The 17235-nt window shown below is 62.2% G+C and carries 15 protein-coding genes and 1 pseudogene; 15 read left to right on the forward strand and 1 reads right to left on the reverse strand.

Annotated features, from left to right (window positions below; translation table 11 throughout):
* The first annotated feature begins 302 nt into the window (after positions 1–302).
* The 11 genes and pseudogenes from pcaR (at position 303) to pcaC (ending at position 11283) form a co-directional block, all read left to right on the forward strand.
* Positions 303–1145 (forward strand): pca regulon transcriptional regulator PcaR, encoded by an 843-nt coding sequence (pcaR, locus tag ACMGF8_RS11955; RefSeq protein ID WP_016962563.1) that lies wholly within the window; start codon positions 303–305, stop codon positions 1143–1145.
* Between the two features lie 276 nt (positions 1146–1421).
* Positions 1422–2768: an MFS transporter gene (locus ACMGF8_RS11960; protein ID WP_102861492.1), complete on the forward strand. Its 1347-nt coding sequence runs from the start codon at positions 1422–1424 to the stop codon at positions 2766–2768.
* Positions 2769–2958: 190 nt separating this feature from the next.
* Positions 2959–3816 (forward strand): CoA transferase subunit A, encoded by an 858-nt coding sequence (locus ACMGF8_RS11965; RefSeq protein ID WP_102861493.1) that lies wholly within the window; start codon positions 2959–2961, stop codon positions 3814–3816.
* Positions 3816–4595, forward strand: a complete 780-nt coding sequence (locus ACMGF8_RS11970) for a CoA-transferase subunit beta (protein ID WP_102861494.1) — start codon at positions 3816–3818, stop codon at positions 4593–4595. The genes ACMGF8_RS11965 and ACMGF8_RS11970 overlap by 1 nt, the downstream gene beginning before the upstream one ends.
* Positions 4592–5798, forward strand: a pseudogene (pcaF, locus tag ACMGF8_RS11975) (3-oxoadipyl-CoA thiolase). Before ACMGF8_RS11970 ends, pcaF begins: the two are co-directional and overlap by 4 nt.
* A 37-nt stretch (positions 5799–5835) precedes the next feature.
* Positions 5836–6540, forward strand: a complete 705-nt coding sequence (gene pcaH, locus ACMGF8_RS11980) for a protocatechuate 3,4-dioxygenase subunit beta (protein ID WP_102861496.1) — start codon at positions 5836–5838, stop codon at positions 6538–6540.
* A 1-nt stretch (position 6541) separates the two neighbouring features.
* Positions 6542–7108: a protocatechuate 3,4-dioxygenase subunit alpha gene (gene pcaG, locus ACMGF8_RS11985; protein ID WP_102861497.1), complete on the forward strand. Its 567-nt coding sequence runs from the start codon at positions 6542–6544 to the stop codon at positions 7106–7108.
* A gap of 251 nt (positions 7109–7359) precedes the next feature.
* Positions 7360–8655 carry an MFS family transporter gene (locus tag ACMGF8_RS11990; protein WP_102861498.1) on the forward strand — a complete coding sequence of 432 codons (1296 nt, stop codon included), beginning with the start codon at positions 7360–7362 and terminating at the stop codon, positions 8653–8655.
* A 48-nt stretch (positions 8656–8703) separates the two neighbouring features.
* On the forward strand, positions 8704–10068 hold the full coding sequence (locus ACMGF8_RS11995; RefSeq protein ID WP_102878645.1) for a 3-carboxy-cis,cis-muconate cycloisomerase: 1365 nt from the start codon (positions 8704–8706) through the stop codon (positions 10066–10068).
* 11 nt (positions 10069–10079) lie between these two features.
* Positions 10080–10868, forward strand: coding sequence for a 3-oxoadipate enol-lactonase (gene pcaD / locus ACMGF8_RS12000; RefSeq protein WP_102861500.1), 789 nt, complete (start codon positions 10080–10082; stop codon positions 10866–10868).
* Positions 10869–10890: 22 nt separating this feature from the next.
* Positions 10891–11283 carry a 4-carboxymuconolactone decarboxylase gene (pcaC, locus tag ACMGF8_RS12005; protein WP_102861501.1) on the forward strand — a complete coding sequence of 131 codons (393 nt, stop codon included), beginning with the start codon at positions 10891–10893 and terminating at the stop codon, positions 11281–11283.
* Between the two features lie 69 nt (positions 11284–11352).
* Here pcaC and ACMGF8_RS12010 read toward each other — a convergent pair whose 3' ends face one another.
* Positions 11353–12615, reverse strand: coding sequence for an OprD family porin (locus tag ACMGF8_RS12010; protein ID WP_102861502.1), 1263 nt, complete (start codon positions 12613–12615; stop codon positions 11353–11355).
* 622 nt (positions 12616–13237) lie between these two features.
* On the opposite strand from ACMGF8_RS12010, the gene ACMGF8_RS12015 reads away from it, so the two are divergent.
* The 4 genes from ACMGF8_RS12015 to ACMGF8_RS12030 all read left to right on the forward strand — a co-directional run bounded on the left by ACMGF8_RS12015 (position 13238) and on the right by ACMGF8_RS12030 (position 17202).
* A complete protein-coding gene (locus ACMGF8_RS12015; RefSeq protein ID WP_102861503.1) occupies positions 13238–13495 on the forward strand; it encodes an Os1348 family RiPP precursor in 258 nt (85 codons plus the stop codon).
* A 93-nt stretch (positions 13496–13588) separates the two neighbouring features.
* Positions 13589–14059 carry a GNAT family N-acetyltransferase gene (locus tag ACMGF8_RS12020; RefSeq protein ID WP_240321954.1) on the forward strand — a complete coding sequence of 157 codons (471 nt, stop codon included), beginning with the start codon at positions 13589–13591 and terminating at the stop codon, positions 14057–14059.
* Positions 14060–14079: 20 nt separating this feature from the next.
* Positions 14080–15240 carry an aKG-HExxH-type peptide beta-hydroxylase gene (locus ACMGF8_RS12025; protein ID WP_115581746.1) on the forward strand — a complete coding sequence of 387 codons (1161 nt, stop codon included), beginning with the start codon at positions 14080–14082 and terminating at the stop codon, positions 15238–15240.
* 15 nt (positions 15241–15255) lie between these two features.
* Positions 15256–17202: a DUF692 family multinuclear iron-containing protein gene (locus ACMGF8_RS12030; RefSeq protein WP_416759752.1), complete on the forward strand. Its 1947-nt coding sequence runs from the start codon at positions 15256–15258 to the stop codon at positions 17200–17202.
* The last annotated feature ends 33 nt before the right edge of the window (positions 17203–17235 follow it).

Here is a 17235-nt window from a genome sequence, read left to right on the forward strand (position 1 = left end):
TAATGAATTCCTACACGGCGCTTCCCGTCTTCGTACTCCGTTGGCAGAAATCTATATGGGGCTAATCCGCTCTTGATACAAGTGACAGGCCTGAAGATGGTCACTGAGTCCACCGCCTGCTGGTGATTATTACCATGAGTTTTTGCAATAAAAGAGTGGGCGAGTGGTTGGCAGCGGCAAGCACCGCAGATTGCGATTATCGGTCGACGGTTCGATAATCGCCCAATCTTGCAGGGGCTGACTTGTGCTGCCTCTCCAATACGGCTTGTAATACGGAAGAATTTCATCGCAGAGACCCTGAAATGAACGATCAGATGCGTAATTCCTTCACCTCAGTGGCGCCGCCCATCGTGGCTTCGGCAGCGAAGAGGATTCAGGCGTTGACCGGTGACCCGGATTTCATGACGTCTCTGGCCCGAGGCCTGGCGGTGGTGCAGGCGTTTCAGGAACGCAAGCGTCACCTGACCATCGCCCAGATCAGCCACCGCACGGAGATTCCCCGAGCGGCAGTGCGCCGCTGCCTGCATACCTTGATCAAGCTGGGGTACGCCACCACCGACGGGCGTACCTATTCGCTGCTGCCCAAGGTGCTGACCCTGGGGCATGCTTACCTGTCGTCGACGCCCCTGGCGGTTTCCGCGCAGCCTTATCTGGACCGCATGAGCGAGCAACTCCATGAAGCCTGCAACATGGCCACCCTGGAAGGCGACGACATCCTCTATATCGCCCGTTCGGCCACTACCCAGCGGTTGATTTCCGTCGATCTTTCGGTGGGCGGCCGGCTACCGGCCTACTGCACGTCCATGGGGCGGATTCTGTTGGCCGCGCTGGATGATTCTTCGCTGCATGAGTATCTGGAACACGCCGATCTGCAGGCCAAGACCAGCCGCACCCTGCACACCCCGGAGGCATTGCTGGAGTGCCTGCAGCAAGTTCGTCAGCAGGGCTGGTGCATCGTCGACCAGGAACTGGAGCAAGGGCTGCGTTCAATTGCCGTGCCGGTCTACGATGCTTCGGGCCAGGTGTTGGCGGCGTTGAACGTCAGCACCCACGCGGGCCGGGTCAGCCGCGCCGAATTGGAACAGCGTTTTCTCCCCGGCCTGCTGAGCGCCAGCCGCGATCTCAGCGCCCAGCTGTTTGCTTAAGCGTTCGATAAACGCACAGATCCGCCTTTGACGAATTGACGCTCTTTCCCCTGGCTCATTAATGTCGCGCCAGCGTCATCGGCGGCCAGCCTGCTGCCGATGACCCGTCCAATAATAATGAAGAGGCCAACTCATGAGCATGCTCTCCCTGCGTCGTTGCCGTGACCGTTCCTGCCGTCCCGCTCGAATCGCCTGATTTTCGCCACCTTTTCTACGTGACCTGATCAGCCCTTGGCGGCCTGTGCGCGCCTGCGTTTTAGTGTGGAAATAAAAACAATGAATCAACCCCAATCCGCTGTAGGGAACTGCCTCGATGTGCAGTCCTTCATCAATTCCCAGCCGCTGTCGCGTTACCAGTGGCGAGTCGTGATCCTGTGTTTCCTGATTGTCTTCCTCGATGGGCTGGACACCGCGGCCATGGGCTTCATCGCCCCGGCGCTGTCCCAGGACTGGGGCATCGACCGTGCCAGCCTGGGCCCGGTGATGAGTGCGGCGCTGATCGGCATGGTCTTCGGTGCCCTGGGTTCCGGGCCCCTGGCTGACCGTTTTGGTCGCAAGGTGGTGCTGGTAGGGGCGGTGCTGCTGTTTGGCGCCTTCAGCCTGGCTTCGGCCTACAGCACCAACGTCGACCAGTTGCTGGTGCTGCGCTTTCTCACCGGCCTGGGATTGGGGGCGGGGATGCCCAATGCCACCACGCTGCTTTCGGAGTACACCCCCGAGCGTCATAAGTCGCTGTTGGTGACCAGCATGTTCTGCGGGTTCAACCTGGGCATGGCGGGCGGTGGTTTCATTTCCGCCAAGCTGATCCCGGCCTTCGGCTGGCACAGCCTGCTGCTGATCGGTGGCGTCCTGCCGCTGATCCTGGCCCTGGTGCTGGTGGTCTGGCTGCCGGAGTCGGCGCGTTACTTGGTGGTGCGCAATCGCGGCACCGACAAAGTGCGCAAGACCTTGGCCCCCATCGCTCCGGCCATCGTCAGCGAGGCGGGCAGTTTCAGCGTGCCGGAACAGAAGACGGTGAAGGCGCGCAACGTTTTTGCCGTGATCTTCTCCGGCACTTACAGCGTCGGCACGCTGCTGCTGTGGCTCACCTATTTCATGGGCCTGGTGATTGTCTACCTGCTGACCAGCTGGCTGCCGACCCTGATGCGCGACAGTGGCGCGAGCATGGAGCAGGCCGCCTTTATCGGCGCTTTGTTCCAGTTTGGCGGGGTGCTCAGTGCAGTCGCCGTGGGCTGGGCCATGGACCGTTTCAATCCGCACAAGGTGATTGGCTGCTTCTACCTGCTGGCCGGGGTCTTTGCCTACGCCGTGGGACAAAGCCTGGGCAACATCACCGTGCTCGCCACCCTGGTGCTGATCGCCGGCATGTGCGTCAACGGTGCGCAATCGGCGATGCCTTCCCTGGCGGCGCGTTTCTATCCGACCCAGGGACGGGCCACCGGGGTGTCCTGGATGCTCGGCATCGGTCGATTCGGCGCCATTCTCGGTGCCTGGATGGGCGCCACCCTGTTGGGCCTGGGCTGGAACTTCGAGCAGGTGCTGACCGCGCTGGTGATCCCGGCAGCGCTGGCCACCACAGCGGTAGTAATCAAGGGCATGGTCAGCCATGCCGACGCCACCTGACAGGCAACAAGGAGCAGGATTGGGTGCAGGGCGAAGAATCGATAGCCCTGCAACAATCCGTTCGATAATCGAACGCTCAGTCGATTATCGGATTGTTTGGGGTATTGCTCCGGCTTAATCTTCAGTCACTGCGGCGCGCCTAGAGCGCCTTTTTCTCCAGTCGCTGAATAACAATCGGGAGACCCCATCCATGGCAGAAATCCTTTCGCTGCACGACGCGGTGAAGCAATTCGTCAACGACGGTGACACCGTCGCACTCGAAGGCTTCACCCACCTGATTCCTACGGCCGCAGGTCATGAAATCATCCGCCAGGGCAAGAAAGACCTGACCCTGGTACGGATGACGCCTGACCTGATCTACGACCAGTTGATCGGTGCCGGTTGCGCTCGCAAGCTGATTTTCTCTTGGGGTGGCAACCCGGGTGTTGGCTCCCTGCATCGCCTGCGCGACGCCGTGGAAAAGCAGTGGCCACAGCCCCTGGAAATTGAAGAGCACAGCCACGCCGACCTGGCCAACGCCTATGTGGCCGGGGCCTCCGGCCTGCCATTCGCGGTACTGCGGGCCTATGCCGGCTCCGATCTGCCCAAGGTCAATCCACTGATCAAGACCGTGACCTGTCCCTTCACCGGTGAAGTGCTGGCGGCGGTGCCTTCGGTGCGTCCCGACGTGACGGTGATTCACGCGCAGAAAGCCGATCGCAAGGGCAACGTCCTGCTGTGGGGCATCCTTGGGGTGCAGAAAGAGGCCGCCCTGGCCGCCAAGCGCTGCATCGTCACCGTCGAGGAAATCGTCGACGACCTGAATGCGCCGATGAACGCCTGCGTGCTGCCGACCTGGGCCCTGAGCGCGGTGTGCCATGTGCCCGGCGGCGCCCATCCGTCCTACGCCCATGGTTATTCCGAGCGCGACAACCGTTTCTACCAGGCCTGGGACCCGATTGCCCGCGACCGTGAGACCTTCACCGCGTGGATCAACGAATACATCCACGGCAGTGCCGACTTCAGCGAATTCCAGGCCAAGCTGGCCGCAGCTTCGGAGGCCCAGTAATGACCTACTCCACCAATGAAATGATGACCGTGGCCGCGGCCCGTCGCCTGCAGAACGGTTCGGTATGCTTCGTCGGCATCGGCCTGCCGTCCAAGGCCGCCAACCTGGCGCGCCTGACCTCGTCGCCGGACGTGGTGCTGATCTACGAATCCGGCCCGATTGGTGCCAAGCCCAGCGTGCTGCCGCTGTCCATCGGTGACGGTGAACTGGCGGAAACTGCCGACACCGTCGTCCCCACCGGAGAGATTTTCCGCTACTGGCTGCAAGGTGGGCGCATCGATGTGGGGTTCCTCGGCGCGGCCCAGGTCGACCGCTTCGGCAACATCAACACCACAGTGGTGGGTGATTACCACCGGCCCAAGGTGCGCCTGCCGGGGGCCGGCGGTGCTCCGGAGATCGCCGGTTCGGCTAAAAGCGTGCTGATCATCCTCAAGCAGTCTTCCCGTTCCTTTGTCGACAAGCTGGACTTCATCACCTCCGTCGGTCACGGCGAGGGCGGCGACTCGCGCAAGCGTCTGGGCCTGCCCGGCGCCGGGCCGGTGGGGATCATCACCGACCTGTGCATCATGGAGCCGGAAGCCGGTACCCACGAATTCGTCGTCACTTCCCTGCACCCGGGGGTGACCCGCGAGCAGGTGGTGGCCGCCACCGGCTGGGCGATCCGTTTCGCCGAGCACGTGGCCGAGACGGCCGCGCCTACTGAAGTCGAACTGACCGCCCTGCGTGAGCTGGAAGCACGCACCGCTGCGGCCCACGGCCAAGCACCTGGAGAAGCCTGATGCGCGACGTATTCATCTGTGATGCCATTCGTACCCCCATCGGCCGCTTTGGCGGCGGCCTGTCGGCGGTGCGCGCCGACGACCTGGCGGCGGTGCCGATCAAGGCGCTGATGGAGCGCAACCCGACGGTGGATTGGAATGCCGTGGATGAGGTGTTCCTCGGCTGCGCCAACCAGGCCGGTGAAGACAACCGCAACGTGGCGCGCATGGCGCTGCTGCTGGCGGGCCTGCCGGACAGCGTGCCGGGCGTCACCCTCAACCGCCTCTGCGCCTCGGGCATGGATGCCATCGGCACCGCCTTCCGCGCCATTGCCAGTGGCGAGATGGAACTGGCCATCGCCGGCGGCGTCGAGTCCATGTCCCGCGCGCCCTTTGTGATGGGCAAGGCCGATGCCGCCTTCTCGCGCAACATGAAGCTGGAAGACACCACCATCGGCTGGCGCTTCATCAACCCGTTGATGAAGGCCCAGTACGGTGTGGATGCCATGCCCCAGACCGCCGACAACGTGGCCGACGACTATAAAGTGTCCCGCGCTGACCAGGACGCCTTCGCCCTGCGCAGCCAGCAGCGCACCGCCGCGGCCCAGGCCGCCGGTTTCTTCGCCGAGGAAATCGTCCCGGTGCGCATTGCCCACAAGAAGGGTGAGAGCGTGGTGGAACAGGACGAACATCCACGGGCCGACACGACCCTGGAAGCCCTGGGCAAACTCAAGCCGGTCAACGGCCCGGACAAGACCGTCACCGCCGGCAATGCGTCCGGGGTCAACGACGGTGCTGCCGCACTGATTCTGGCGTCGGCCGAGGCGGTCAAGAAACACGGCCTGACTCCACGTGCGCGAGTGCTGGGCATGGCCAGCGCCGGTGTGGCGCCACGCGTGATGGGCATCGGCCCGGTGCCGGCGGTGCGCAAACTGATCGAGCGCCTGGGTGTGGCCGTCAGCGACTTCGATGTGATCGAACTCAATGAAGCTTTCGCCAGCCAGGGTTTGGCGGTACTGCGGGAGCTGGGTCTTGCCGACGATGCGCCGCAGGTCAATCCCAATGGCGGCGCCATTGCCCTGGGTCACCCCTTGGGCATGAGTGGCGCAGCGCCTGGTGCTGACAGCTCTGCATCAGCTGGAAAAGAGCGGCGGTAAAAAAGGCCTGGCCACCATGTGCGTGGGCGTCGGCCAAGGGCTGGCACTGGCCATCGAGCGGGTTTGAATGCCTGCCCTATATAAGAAGAGAACGAGGAACCACCATGAGTGACAAGCCCGGTTACCGGCGCCCGCAAGCGGGTACTCAGCCTGATTACCTGCACCCGGCCTACCAGTCGACCAACACCCGCTCGCCGTCCAAGCCGCTGGTGTTCCTGCCCCATTCGCTGTCGGAAATCACCGGCCCGAGCATCGGCGCCGAGTCGATCCAGGAGCGGGACAACGACCTGACGGCCCAGCACCAAGGCCAGCCCCAGGGCGAGCGGATCATCATCCACGGCCGGGTGCTGGACGAGAACGGCCTGCCGGTGCCGGGCATCCTGGTGGAGATCTGGCAGGCCAACGCCGCCGGTCGCTACAACCACGACCGCGACCTGCACGACGCGCCCCTGGACCCGAACTTCACCGGCACCGGGCGCACCGTCACCGATGCTGAGGGCTGGTATCAGTTCCAGACCATCAAGCCCGGCGCCTACCCCTGGGGCAACCACCACAATGCCTGGCGTCCGGCGCATATCCATTTTTCGCTGTTCGGCCCGAGCATCCTCACCCGTCTGGTGACCCAGATGTATTTCCCCGGGGACCCGCTGCTGGAATATGACCCGATCTACAACTGCGTGCCGGACACCCGTGCCAAGGAACGCCTGATCGCCCGCTTCGACCTGGAGAAAACCATTCCTTCCTACGCCCTCGGTTACCGTTGGGACATCGTCCTGCGCGGCCGCGATGCCACGCCGATGGAGAAATAACATGAGCCTGACCGCGACTACCTCCCACACCGTCGGCCCCTACTACCACATCGGCCTGACCTGGCTGAACCGCGAAGACCTCACCGAGGAAGGCACTCTGGGCGAGCGAGTGGCAATCACCGGCCAGGTGGTGGACGGCAACGGCAACTTCGTCAACGACGCCATGCTGGAAGTCTGGCAAGCCAACGCTGCCGGCAAGTACCGCCACTGCGAGGACGACCAGGACAAACCTCTGGACCCGAGCTTCCAGGGTTTTGGCCGAGTCCCGGTGGATGGCGAAGGGCGCTTCCGCTTCACCACCATCAAGCCGGGCGCGGTGCCGGGTCTGAAGGGCACGACCCAGGCGCCGCACCTGGTGGTGCTGGTGTTCGCTCGGGGCCTGGTCAAGCACTTGCTGACCCGGATCTATTTCGAGGGTGAACCGGCCAATGCCACCGACCCCTTGCTGGCCTGTGTACCCGAGGAGCGCCGCAGCACCTTGCTGGCCAAGTCCGACGCCGAGGGCCGCTATCAGTGGAACGTGATCCTCCAGGGTACCGACGCCGAAACCGTGTTCTTCGACTACTGAGCCGGAGCACTGTGTAGCCGCTGCCGCAGGCTGCGAACGACCCGAAGGGGCGCGGGGTTCTCAAGGTTGCGGCGAGTTTGGCGAGAGATTGCCGAGCAAGGCCCTGCGTACCGAACGCGGCCCGGCCTTTCGCAGCCTCGCCGTGGCTCGGCAGCGGCTACAGGGCAGAACCACAGGGCCCACGTCCCGTAGGGAACGGGGTTGTTGCAAAGTGTGTCTAGATTCGCACTGTCCCCCATGAGTGAAAAACCATGACTACAACGACAAGTCACTACACCGCAGAGGAGCGCAGCAAAAGGATCTTTGCCATTGTCGGTGCTTCCTCCGGCAACCTGGTGGAGTGGTTCGACTTCTACGTCTATGCCTTTTGCGCCATCTACTTCGCTCCGGCGTTCTTCCCCTCTGACGATCCCACCGTGCAACTGCTCAACACGGCCGGGGTATTCGCTGCGGGGTTCCTGATGCGTCCCATCGGCGGCTGGCTGTTCGGCCGGGTTGCCGATCGTCATGGGCGCAAGAACTCGATGATGATCTCGGTGCTGATGATGTGCGCCGGCTCCCTGGTCATCGCCTTCCTGCCAACCTACGCCAGCATCGGTGCCTGGGCGCCGTTCCTGCTGCTGGTGGCGCGCCTGTTCCAGGGGTTGTCGGTGGGCGGCGAGTACGGCACCACCGCCACCTACATGAGTGAAGTGGCGCTCAAGGGCCAGCGCGGTTTCTTCGCGTCCTTCCAGTACGTGACCCTGATCGGCGGACAACTGCTGGCGGTGTCGGTGGTGGTGATCCTCCAGCAGTTTCTCGATGAGGCCGAGCTCAAGGCCTGGGGTTGGCGCATTCCCTTCGTGATCGGCGCCATCGCGGCGGTGATCTCGTTGCTGCTGCGGCGTTCGCTGAAGGAAACCACCAGCAAGGAAATGCGTGATAACAAGGACGCCGGCAGCATCGCCGCGCTGTTCAAGCATCACTCGGCGGCCTTTATCACCGTGCTGGGCTACACTGCTGGCGGCTCGCTGATTTTCTACACCTTCACCACCTACATGCAGAAGTACCTGGTGAACACCGCGGGCATGCACGCCAAGACCGCCAGCTACATCATGACCGGCGCGCTGTTCCTTTATATGTGCATGCAGCCGCTGTTCGGAATGCTCGCGGACAGGATTGGCCGGCGTAACTCGATGCTCTGGTTCGGCGCCCTGGGCACCCTGTTCACGGTGCCGATCCTGATGACCCTCAAGACCGTCACCAGTCCGTTCCTGGCCTTTGTACTGATCACCCTGGCCCTGGCCATCGTCAGTTTCTACACCTCCATCAGCGGCCTGGTGAAGGCGGAGATGTTCCCGCCACAAGTGCGGGCGCTGGGGGTAGGCTTGGCTTATGCGGTGGCCAATGCGATCTTCGGTGGCTCGGCAGAATGGGTGGCCCTGAACTTCAAGAACATGGGCATGGAAAACACCTTCTACTGGTATGTCACGGCGATGATGGCGATTGCTTTCCTGTTCAGCCTGCGTCTGCCGAAACAGGCTGCATACTTGCACCATGACCTTTGACCCGTACGCCTGTGCCCGCCCAGGGCACAGGCGCACCAAGGACTGTTTATGACCTTACCTGCGAGCAACCAGTTGTTCGATGCCTACTTTACTGCCCGGGAAATGCGTGGGGTGTTCTGTGACCAGGGACGGGTCCAGGCCATGCTCGACTTCGAGGCTGCCCTGGCCCGGGCCGAGGCGCGGACCGGGTTGATTCCAAGCGCGGCGGTTGCCCCCATCGAGGCGGCTTGCCACGCCCATCTCTATGACTTCCAGGCCCTGGGTGAAGCGATCGCCACGGCCGGCAATTCGGCGATTCCTCTGGTCAAGGCCCTGGGCAAGCAAATCGCCCGGACCGATGCCGAGGCCGAGCGTTATGTGCACCTGGGCGCCACCAGCCAGGACGTGATGGACAGCGGGCTGGTGCTGCAATTGCGCCGCGCCGTGGACTTGCTGGAGCAGGACCTGAACCGTCTGGGCGGCATACTCGCGGCCCAGGCCCAGCGCTATGCCGACACGCCCCTAGCCGGCCGTACCTGGCTGCAACATGCCACGCCGGTGACCCTGGGCATGAAGATCGCCGGTTGGCTGGGGGCCGTGACCCGCAGCCGCGAACGGCTGCAGCAACTCAAGCCGCGTCTGCTGGTGCTGCAGTTCGGCGGTGCCTCCGGAACCCTGGCGGCCCTGGGCGAACAGGCCCTGCCGATTGCCCAGGCCCTGGCGCAAGAACTGCAACTGAGCCTGCCGGAACAGCCCTGGCACACCCAGCGCGACCGTCTGGTGGAGTTCGCCTCGGTGCTGGGCCTGCTGGCCGGCAGCCTGGGCAAGCTGGGGCGGGATATCAGCCTGTTGATGCAGACCGAGGCGGCGGAAGTCTTCGAGCCTTCGGCGCCGGGCAAGGGCGGTTCGTCCACCATGCCGCACAAGCGCAATCCGGTGGGCGCGGCGGTATTGATCAGCGCCGCGACCCGGGTTCCGGGCCTCTTGGCGACGATGTTTGCCGCCATGCCCCAGGAGCACGAGCGCAGCCTCGGCCTGTGGCACGCCGAATGGGAAACCCTGCCGGAGATCTGCTGCCTGGTGTCCGGAGCCCTGCAACAAGCCTTGCTGGTCGCCGAGGGCCTGGAGGTCGACAGCGCACGCATGGCGCGCAACCTTGACCTGACCCAGGGCCTGGTTCTGGCGGAAGCGGTGAGCATTGAGCTGGCCCAGCGCCTGGGGCGGGAGACGGCCCATCACCTGTTGGAACAATGCTGCAAGCGTGCGGTGGCTGAACGACGCCATTTGCGCGAGGTATTGGCGGACGATGCCCAGGTCAGCGCCGAGCTGTCGGCGCCAGAGCTGGATCGTCTGATGGACCCGGCGCATTACCTCGGTCAGGCCCAGGCCTGGGTCGAGCGTGCCGTGGCTGAACATTTTGCCTTGAAGGCCTGAAGGAGACTGCTGTGGGATTCGTGAAACTCGCCGAGGGCGATCTGCACTATCAACTCGAAGGACCAGAGGGCGCGCCGGTACTGGTGCTGTCCAACTCCCTGGGCACCGATCTGCACATGTGGGACAAGCAGATCGCGGCGTTCACCCGGCACTTTCGGGTGTTGCGCATGGACACTCGCGGCCATGGCCGTTCGCTGGTGACCGAGGGGCCTTACAGCATCCAACAACTGGGCCAGGATGTGCTGGCACTGCTGGATGCCCTGGATATCCGCCGGGCGCATTTCTGCGGTCTGTCCATGGGCGGCCTGATCGGCCAGTGGCTGGGGATCAATGCCGGCGAGCGTCTGCACAAGCTGGTGGTGTGCAACACCGCGGCGAAGATCGGCGACCCTTCCATCTGGAACCCACGGATCGAGACCGTGCTGCGTGACGGCCAGGCTGCCATGGTGGCGTTGCGCGATGCCTCCATTGCCCGCTGGTTCACCGAGGACTTTGCCGCCGCGCGTCCTGATCAGGCCAAACTGATCACCGACATGCTCGCCGCCACCTCGCCCCAGGGTTATGCCGCCAACTGCGCAGCGGTGCGGGATGCGGATTTCCGTGAGCAACTGGCAGCAATCAAGGTGCCGACCCTGGTGATCGCCGGCAGCGAAGACGCGGTGACACCGCCGTCTGGCAGTCACTTCATCCAGCAGCACGTGGCCGGCGCCGAGTACGCCGAGTTCTATGCCGCGCACCTGTCCAACGTCCAGGCCGGTGACGCGTTCAGCGACCGTGTCGTGGAATTCCTGCTGGCCTGACCTCGGATTCAAGGAGCCCTTTGTGGACGAGAAACAACGTTATGACGAAGGTATGCAGGTCCGCCGCGCCGTACTGGGCGACGCCCATGTGGACCGCAGCCTGAATGCCCTGAACGAGTTCAACTCGGAGTTCCAGGAAATGATCACCCGCCATGCCTGGGGTGATATCTGGACCCGTCCGGGCCTGCCGCGGCATACCCGCAGCCTGATCACCATCGCCATGCTGATCGGCATGAACCGCAACGAAGAACTCAAGCTGCACCTGCGGGCAGCGGCCAACAACGGTGTGAGCCGAGCCGAGATCAAGGAAGTGATCATGCAGAGCGCGATCTACTGCGGCATCCCGGCAGCCAATGCCACCTTCCACCTGGCCGAATCGGTTTGGGACGAGTTGGGCACCGAATCGCGTGTGTAATCCGTTCCATGGCCCAATAAAAAGGCCAGCCCGATCACCGGGCTGGCCTTTTTGTTGGGCGTTGCGCGGTTACAGCAGGCTCAGCGGATAGCTGACGATCAGGCGGTTCTCGTCGAACTCGTTGTTGCTGAAATCACGGCGCATGGTGGAGTTGCGCCATTTCAGGTTGAGGTTCTTCAAGGTGCCGCTCTGCACCGTGTACCCAAGCTCGCTTTCCCGGCCCCACTCCTTGCCATCGCTGACCGTAGCGGTGTGTACGTTGCTGCCGCTGATGTAGCGGTTCATCAGGGTCAAACCAGGCACGCCCAGGGCGGCGAAGTTGTAGTCATGGCGCAGTTGCCAGGATTTTTCCTTGGCGTTGTCGTAGCTGGCGTTGTAGCTGTCGTTGGCCAGGGTCCCGCCGCTGGTGCCATTGACCCGCATCCAGCCGCTGTCGCCAGTGAGTTTCTGCAGGCCGACGTAGAAGGTGTTGCCGCCGTATTTGGCCGAGAACAGGCCGGACCAGGTGCGGTTTTCCAGATCGCCGGCCCGGGCGCTGCCGTCTTCCTTGCCGTAGAAGAAGCCCAGGTTGGCCCCCAGGGTCCAGTCGCCCAGCGGCTGGGTGTGGATCAGGTTGACGAACTGCTGGTTGTAGATGTCCTTGAGCTCGGCATTCCACAGGCCGATCTGGGTGCGCTTGTCATTGAAGGCGTATTCGGCTCCCTGGAAGTTGAAGCGATCCGAGGTAAAGGCCGCTTTGCCGAACATTGTCATGTCGCTCATGCTGCTGTCGTCGCGGGGGCTGTTGCCACGGAACTGACCGCCGTAGAGGGTCAGGCCGGCGATTTCCTTCGAGGTGATCTGGCCGCCGCGGAAGGTCTGCGGCAGCGAGCGACCGTCATCCGAACGCAGGATTGGCAGCACTGGCATCCATTCGCCAACCTTGACCTCGGTCTGCGACAGCCGGGCCTTGAAGGCCACTCCCAGGCGCCCGAAGTTGTCCGCCGGGCGCCCGTCGTGGTCCAGGGGCAGCAGCTGGGTGCCACCGGTGCCCTTGCCACCGTCGAGCTTCAGCGAGTACAGGCCCAATACATCCATGCCGAAGCCTACCGTGCCCTGGGTGAATCCTGACTTGGCGTCGAGGATGAAGCTCTGGGTCCACTCTTCAGCCTTGCCCTGGACCTTGCTCGGGTTGGTGAAGTTGCGGTTGATGTAGAAGTTGCGCAGGTTCAGGTTGGCCTGGGCATCTTCGAGAAAGCCCGACTCTGCGGCCATGACCGGCAGGGCGGCGCTGGTCAGCGCCAGGGCCAGAAGGCTGGGCAGAAGGTATTGCGGCGGGGTGATTGGCTTCATTCGTCGGTCTCTCTAATTGTTAGGGGTGCAACTATCCACTGCCGCAAAAAGCCCATGCGGACAGCTTTCAAGGTGTGGGAGGAGGTGCTTGCAGGATCAGCCGGAGCGGGCAGGACGTGAGGGCATGGCATCGAACCTGTTGTTATTGGTGTGTTCGGGTGCCGGGAATGGTGCGTCGCGGATCAGGGCCGATCAATTGGCGAATGCGGGTTCTGGGCGATTAACGAACAGTTATCGGGCCGGGTGGGGTGGGCTGCCAGGGGATATATCCCTGATGAATCCTGAGCTTGTCCTCGCTGATCGATCAATGCTGGAAGTTGCGCTATTTCCATGACGCTGCGGGCGCTATCAACTAGTTAATAAAAAGGACTTATTGCTTTAGTAGTAAATCCTTGTTGTTGGATGTTGTTCTTATATAAAAGGATATAGGGCTAATCGCCAGTTAAACTTGATATTCGGTGTTATCGATTATCGTAAAAAGGTTTAAGTGAAAGGTTTGTGTTCGCTGGAAAAGCAGGTTTGCCTTGCTATATTGAAGTTCCTCAAGGCGGACAAGGATAAGTTTAAAGTTTCGTCGGGAGAGGGCTTTTTATCGTGTTGTGAATATACAAGGAGAAATACCATGAGTACGAGAGTCAATCAGGAACGCTTGGCGTCGGTAGTCGGTCGCGCACTTCTGGATAAGGAGTTCGCCGCACAGTTGCAAAAGGACCCAGAAGCAGCGGCCAAAGGTATCGGTGTGCACCTGAGTGTTACCGAAGTGGGTGCAGTGAAAAGTATCGATACGGCAAAACTGACCAGCGCCGGTTCGGCGATTCGCGACAAAATTGGTGTCGCGGCAATCTTTGACACTCAACAGCAACAGGCGCGCATGGACTGAGCCAGGCGTGTGCAGTCCGGTGTGCCGCGCTCAAGTTTTCATCAGTGCGGCACACCGGAACCGGGATTCAAGGTCATCGTGGAGTGTCTGTCCGTGTCCATCACCCTGGTGTCGATGCAGGAAGCCGACTTCAGTCGTTTCGCCCAGCGAGCCCTGGATGAATACGCCGCCGGCATGGTGGCGGCCGGTGAGTGGTTGCCGGAGCAGGCGTCGCTCCAGGCGGCAGAGGTGTTCCGCCAGTTGCTGCCGCAGGGGCGTCTGAGTACGCACAATCACTTGTGGCGGGCGCTGTGTGCGGGACGGGCGGTGGGCGAGTTGTGGATCGCTGAGCGCCAGGTGGGCTCTCGACGGATTGCCTTCATCCTCGATCTTTATATCGAACCGATCGAACGTCGCCGGGGTTACGCCAGGCAGACGCTGCTGGCCGGTGAGTCGGCGGCGCGTGAGTGGGGGTGTGACGAGATGCGTTTGCATGTCTTCGGGCACAACCTAGGGGCGCGTCGTCTTTATGAACTGCTGGGCTATGAAGTCGCCAGCCTGACGATGAGCAAGCCCTTGCCGTGACCTTAAGGGAAGGTTGAACCATGGACAGCGTTAACAGTCAGCAACCAGAACTTTCCATTGATGAGCTATTTCAGGGCACTACTTTTCTCCCGGACAGCGAGCCGGAACGTTTTTTAAAGTTACAGGAGCAAGTCGAAAAGAATCGTTATACGATGTTTGTCGCGTTATATGCCGAGCTGTCAAAGTTGTTTGTCGCCGACTCTGCGTTGAATCTTTTTTTTAAACAGGCGCTGGATATTATTCTGTCTCCGCCCAGTGCTCGCGCCAAACTTATCGCCCATCCAGTGTTTCAGATCTGGAGTATTCTGACGTTTCGTGATGTTAACTATCTGTTGACCGGAAAGACGCTGGATGATGCTGAAGTTAAAGCCAGGCTGCTGGAGTTTGCGCAAGTTCTGCAACGGATCGAAGCTTCGCAGGATGCACAGGTCGATGAGCAATACCCGCCGGTTTATCGATTCGATGTCGACCCGTTGATCACCCAGGTCACGCCGCCCAGTTATGACTATCCGCCAGATGAGCAAACCCGGCGTCAGCTGGAGCGGGCGGGTTATTCCAAAGCCTTTTTCAAGGACGTCATGCAGCTTGCCCTGCTGCGGATCAAGCACACCTGGCCGGCCTGTCATGAACAGTGGCAAGTGCTGGTCAAGGCCGTGTGCTATTTGCCCGACGGCAGTTTTCGCAGTTGCTCGGCGTCCCGTTATACCGGGGTGATCCTGCTGTCGAGCCGGGACAACTCGATACTCGATATGGAAGAGTCGCTGGTGCATGAAGCGACCCATCAGCTGCTGTACAACATCGTTGAAGTCGCTGCGGTGGTGGAGCCCCACGCCTCCAAAGAAGCCCTGTATTCCTTGCCCTGGTCGGGGCAGCAGCGTGACTTGTATGGCTACTTCCATGCCTTCTACGTCTACATCGCCCTGGTCAAGTACCTGGAGCGGGTCCAGGCCCGTCCGGCAGAGGAAATGCGCCGGGCCGAGCAGCGCATGCTGTTTATCCTGCGGGGCTTGAGCAAGGCGCTGGCGGATTTTGAAACCGCACCGGGCTTCACCGCGCAAGGGCGGGAACTGCTGGGTAACCTGATGCAGGAAGTGCATCGGCTGGAGCGTCGTCATGCCGGGTTGCTGAGTCGAGGCGAAGGTGCCAGCACCGTTGCCGCGCCCCTGCACCTGACGGCCTGAGCCAGGGAGGCGGACATGCAAAACTTCGATTCTTCGCGTTTCCCCGAGGCCGGGGTGGGGCTGGAATATCATTTGCCACATGGCGCCGGGGCCGGCTCAGCAGGGCTCGATCCCACCATCGAGCGGATTCTGGATGAAGGGCTGCCGTACTTCGATTACCTGGAATTCCAGCCCACCCACTGCATTCTGCAGCCGCGGCTGAATGAGCTGGGCGGACGGGTGCCGGTGCTGCTGCATTCTTCCAGCCTGTCCCTGGGTAGCGTCGGTATTGAGATGGATCGGGAGTTTTTGCGCATGACCCGTCGTCTGTGCGACCGAACCTCATCCCCCTGGCTGGCGGAGCATATTTCCTGGTCACGGTTTCAGGGGGGTGATACCCAGCATTTCATTCTGCCGAGCCTGGCCCGTGAAGTGGCCGATACGGTGGTGGCCAATGCCATCGAGCTGCAGGCCTTCACCCGGACCCCCCTGGTGCTGGAGAACGCCCCCCGGCTGTTTTCCATGGACATTGGCCAGGAACTCTCCGAAGGCGGGTTCATTTGCAGTGTGGTCGAGCGCAGTGACAGTGGCTTTCTTCTGGACCTGGATAGCGCCATCAGCACGGCCAGGGCCCTGGGCTACGACTTGCGCGATTACCTGCGCTCATTGCCGCTGCAACGTCTGATTGAGGTGCATATCGGCGATCCGCGCCGGGACTGGGACATATTGCGCCAACTCTTGCAGTGTGCGCCGCTCAAGGCGGTCACCATCGAGTGGGACATTGCCGATCGAGCCGAGGACCCGCAGTTGTCGGCGCTGATCAAGGAGATCAAGGCCCTGCGGCCCGAACCTCTGTTCTGGCAGGCCGCGCCTGTTGCCAGTGTGCCGGCCCCGACGGTTGGCGCGGTGGATGGCCAGAGCTTGTTCGAACTGCGGCCGGGGACCTGGCTCGGTTTCGCCCATCAGGCCTTTTCCCTGCGCGATCGTCGGCGCGGCCTGGACCTGGAGTTGTCGACGGAGTTTTTGCCGCTGGTACGGCATTTTCTCTGCCCGCGGACCCTGGACAGCGCACTCTTGCTACCCGGCGCGTTGCAGGGCGAGAGCCTGGCGGTGCTCCAGGAGCTGATTGAGTTGGGCCTGTTGCAGCCCGGGCAGTCCCAGGGCCTTGCCGAGCCCGAGGACGCCGGCGATATCTGGGCCCATTGGCAGGACGCCCTGGATTTCTACCTGGGGACTCGCACTCAAACCGCTACGCCCTACATCAGTGTGGCGCAGATGGAAGAACAGCTGGCTGGCAAGGCGTTGCAGCAGCGTCAGCCATCGGCGTTCAAGGACTACTTTTCTCACCCGTTCCTTGCCCTGGACAATCCTCTGTTGGCATCTGCACCGGCGTTGGGTCAGCAGGGCCTGATGGATACCTTGAGCGATCGCGAGACTTGCCGGACCTTCGACGGTTCGCCCTTGAGCGCCCGGCAGTTGTCCCTGCTGCTGTATTACACCTGGGGCGCTACCCAGATGCGCCGCAACCCCATGGGCGACTTCTTCCTGAAGAAAACCTCGGCGTCCGGCGGCTCTCTGCATGCCATCGAGGTCTATCCGATCTTGCTCAATGTGCAGGGCTTCGAGGCAGGGTTGTACCACTATTCGGTGCGTCGGCACGGGCTTGAACTGCTGTCGCGAGAGGACCCCGGGGAGTGGATTGGCGCAGCCTGTGGCGAGCAGGACTGGATCAGCAAGGCCGCCGTGGTGTTTCTGTCCACCGCGCGGCTTGAGCGCCTGGCCTGGAAATACCCGGGCAGCCGGGCCTTGCGCGTGGCCTTGATGGACTGCGGCCACCTGAGCCAGAGCTTCGCCTTGGTGGCCACGGCGCTGGGGCTCAAGAGCTGCACCACGGCAGCCTTGCGCGACGAGACCTTCGAAACCCGACTGGGCCTGGATTACCTGCGCGAGCCGGTGTTCCTGCTCAATGGTGCCGGCGGCTGAGGGGAGGGCGCGCGAGGCATAAAAAAACCCACC

The sequence above is a fragment of the Pseudomonas sp. BNK-7 genome (assembly GCF_048072025.1).
Lineage (GTDB): Bacteria > Pseudomonadota > Gammaproteobacteria > Pseudomonadales > Pseudomonadaceae > Aquipseudomonas > Aquipseudomonas danubii.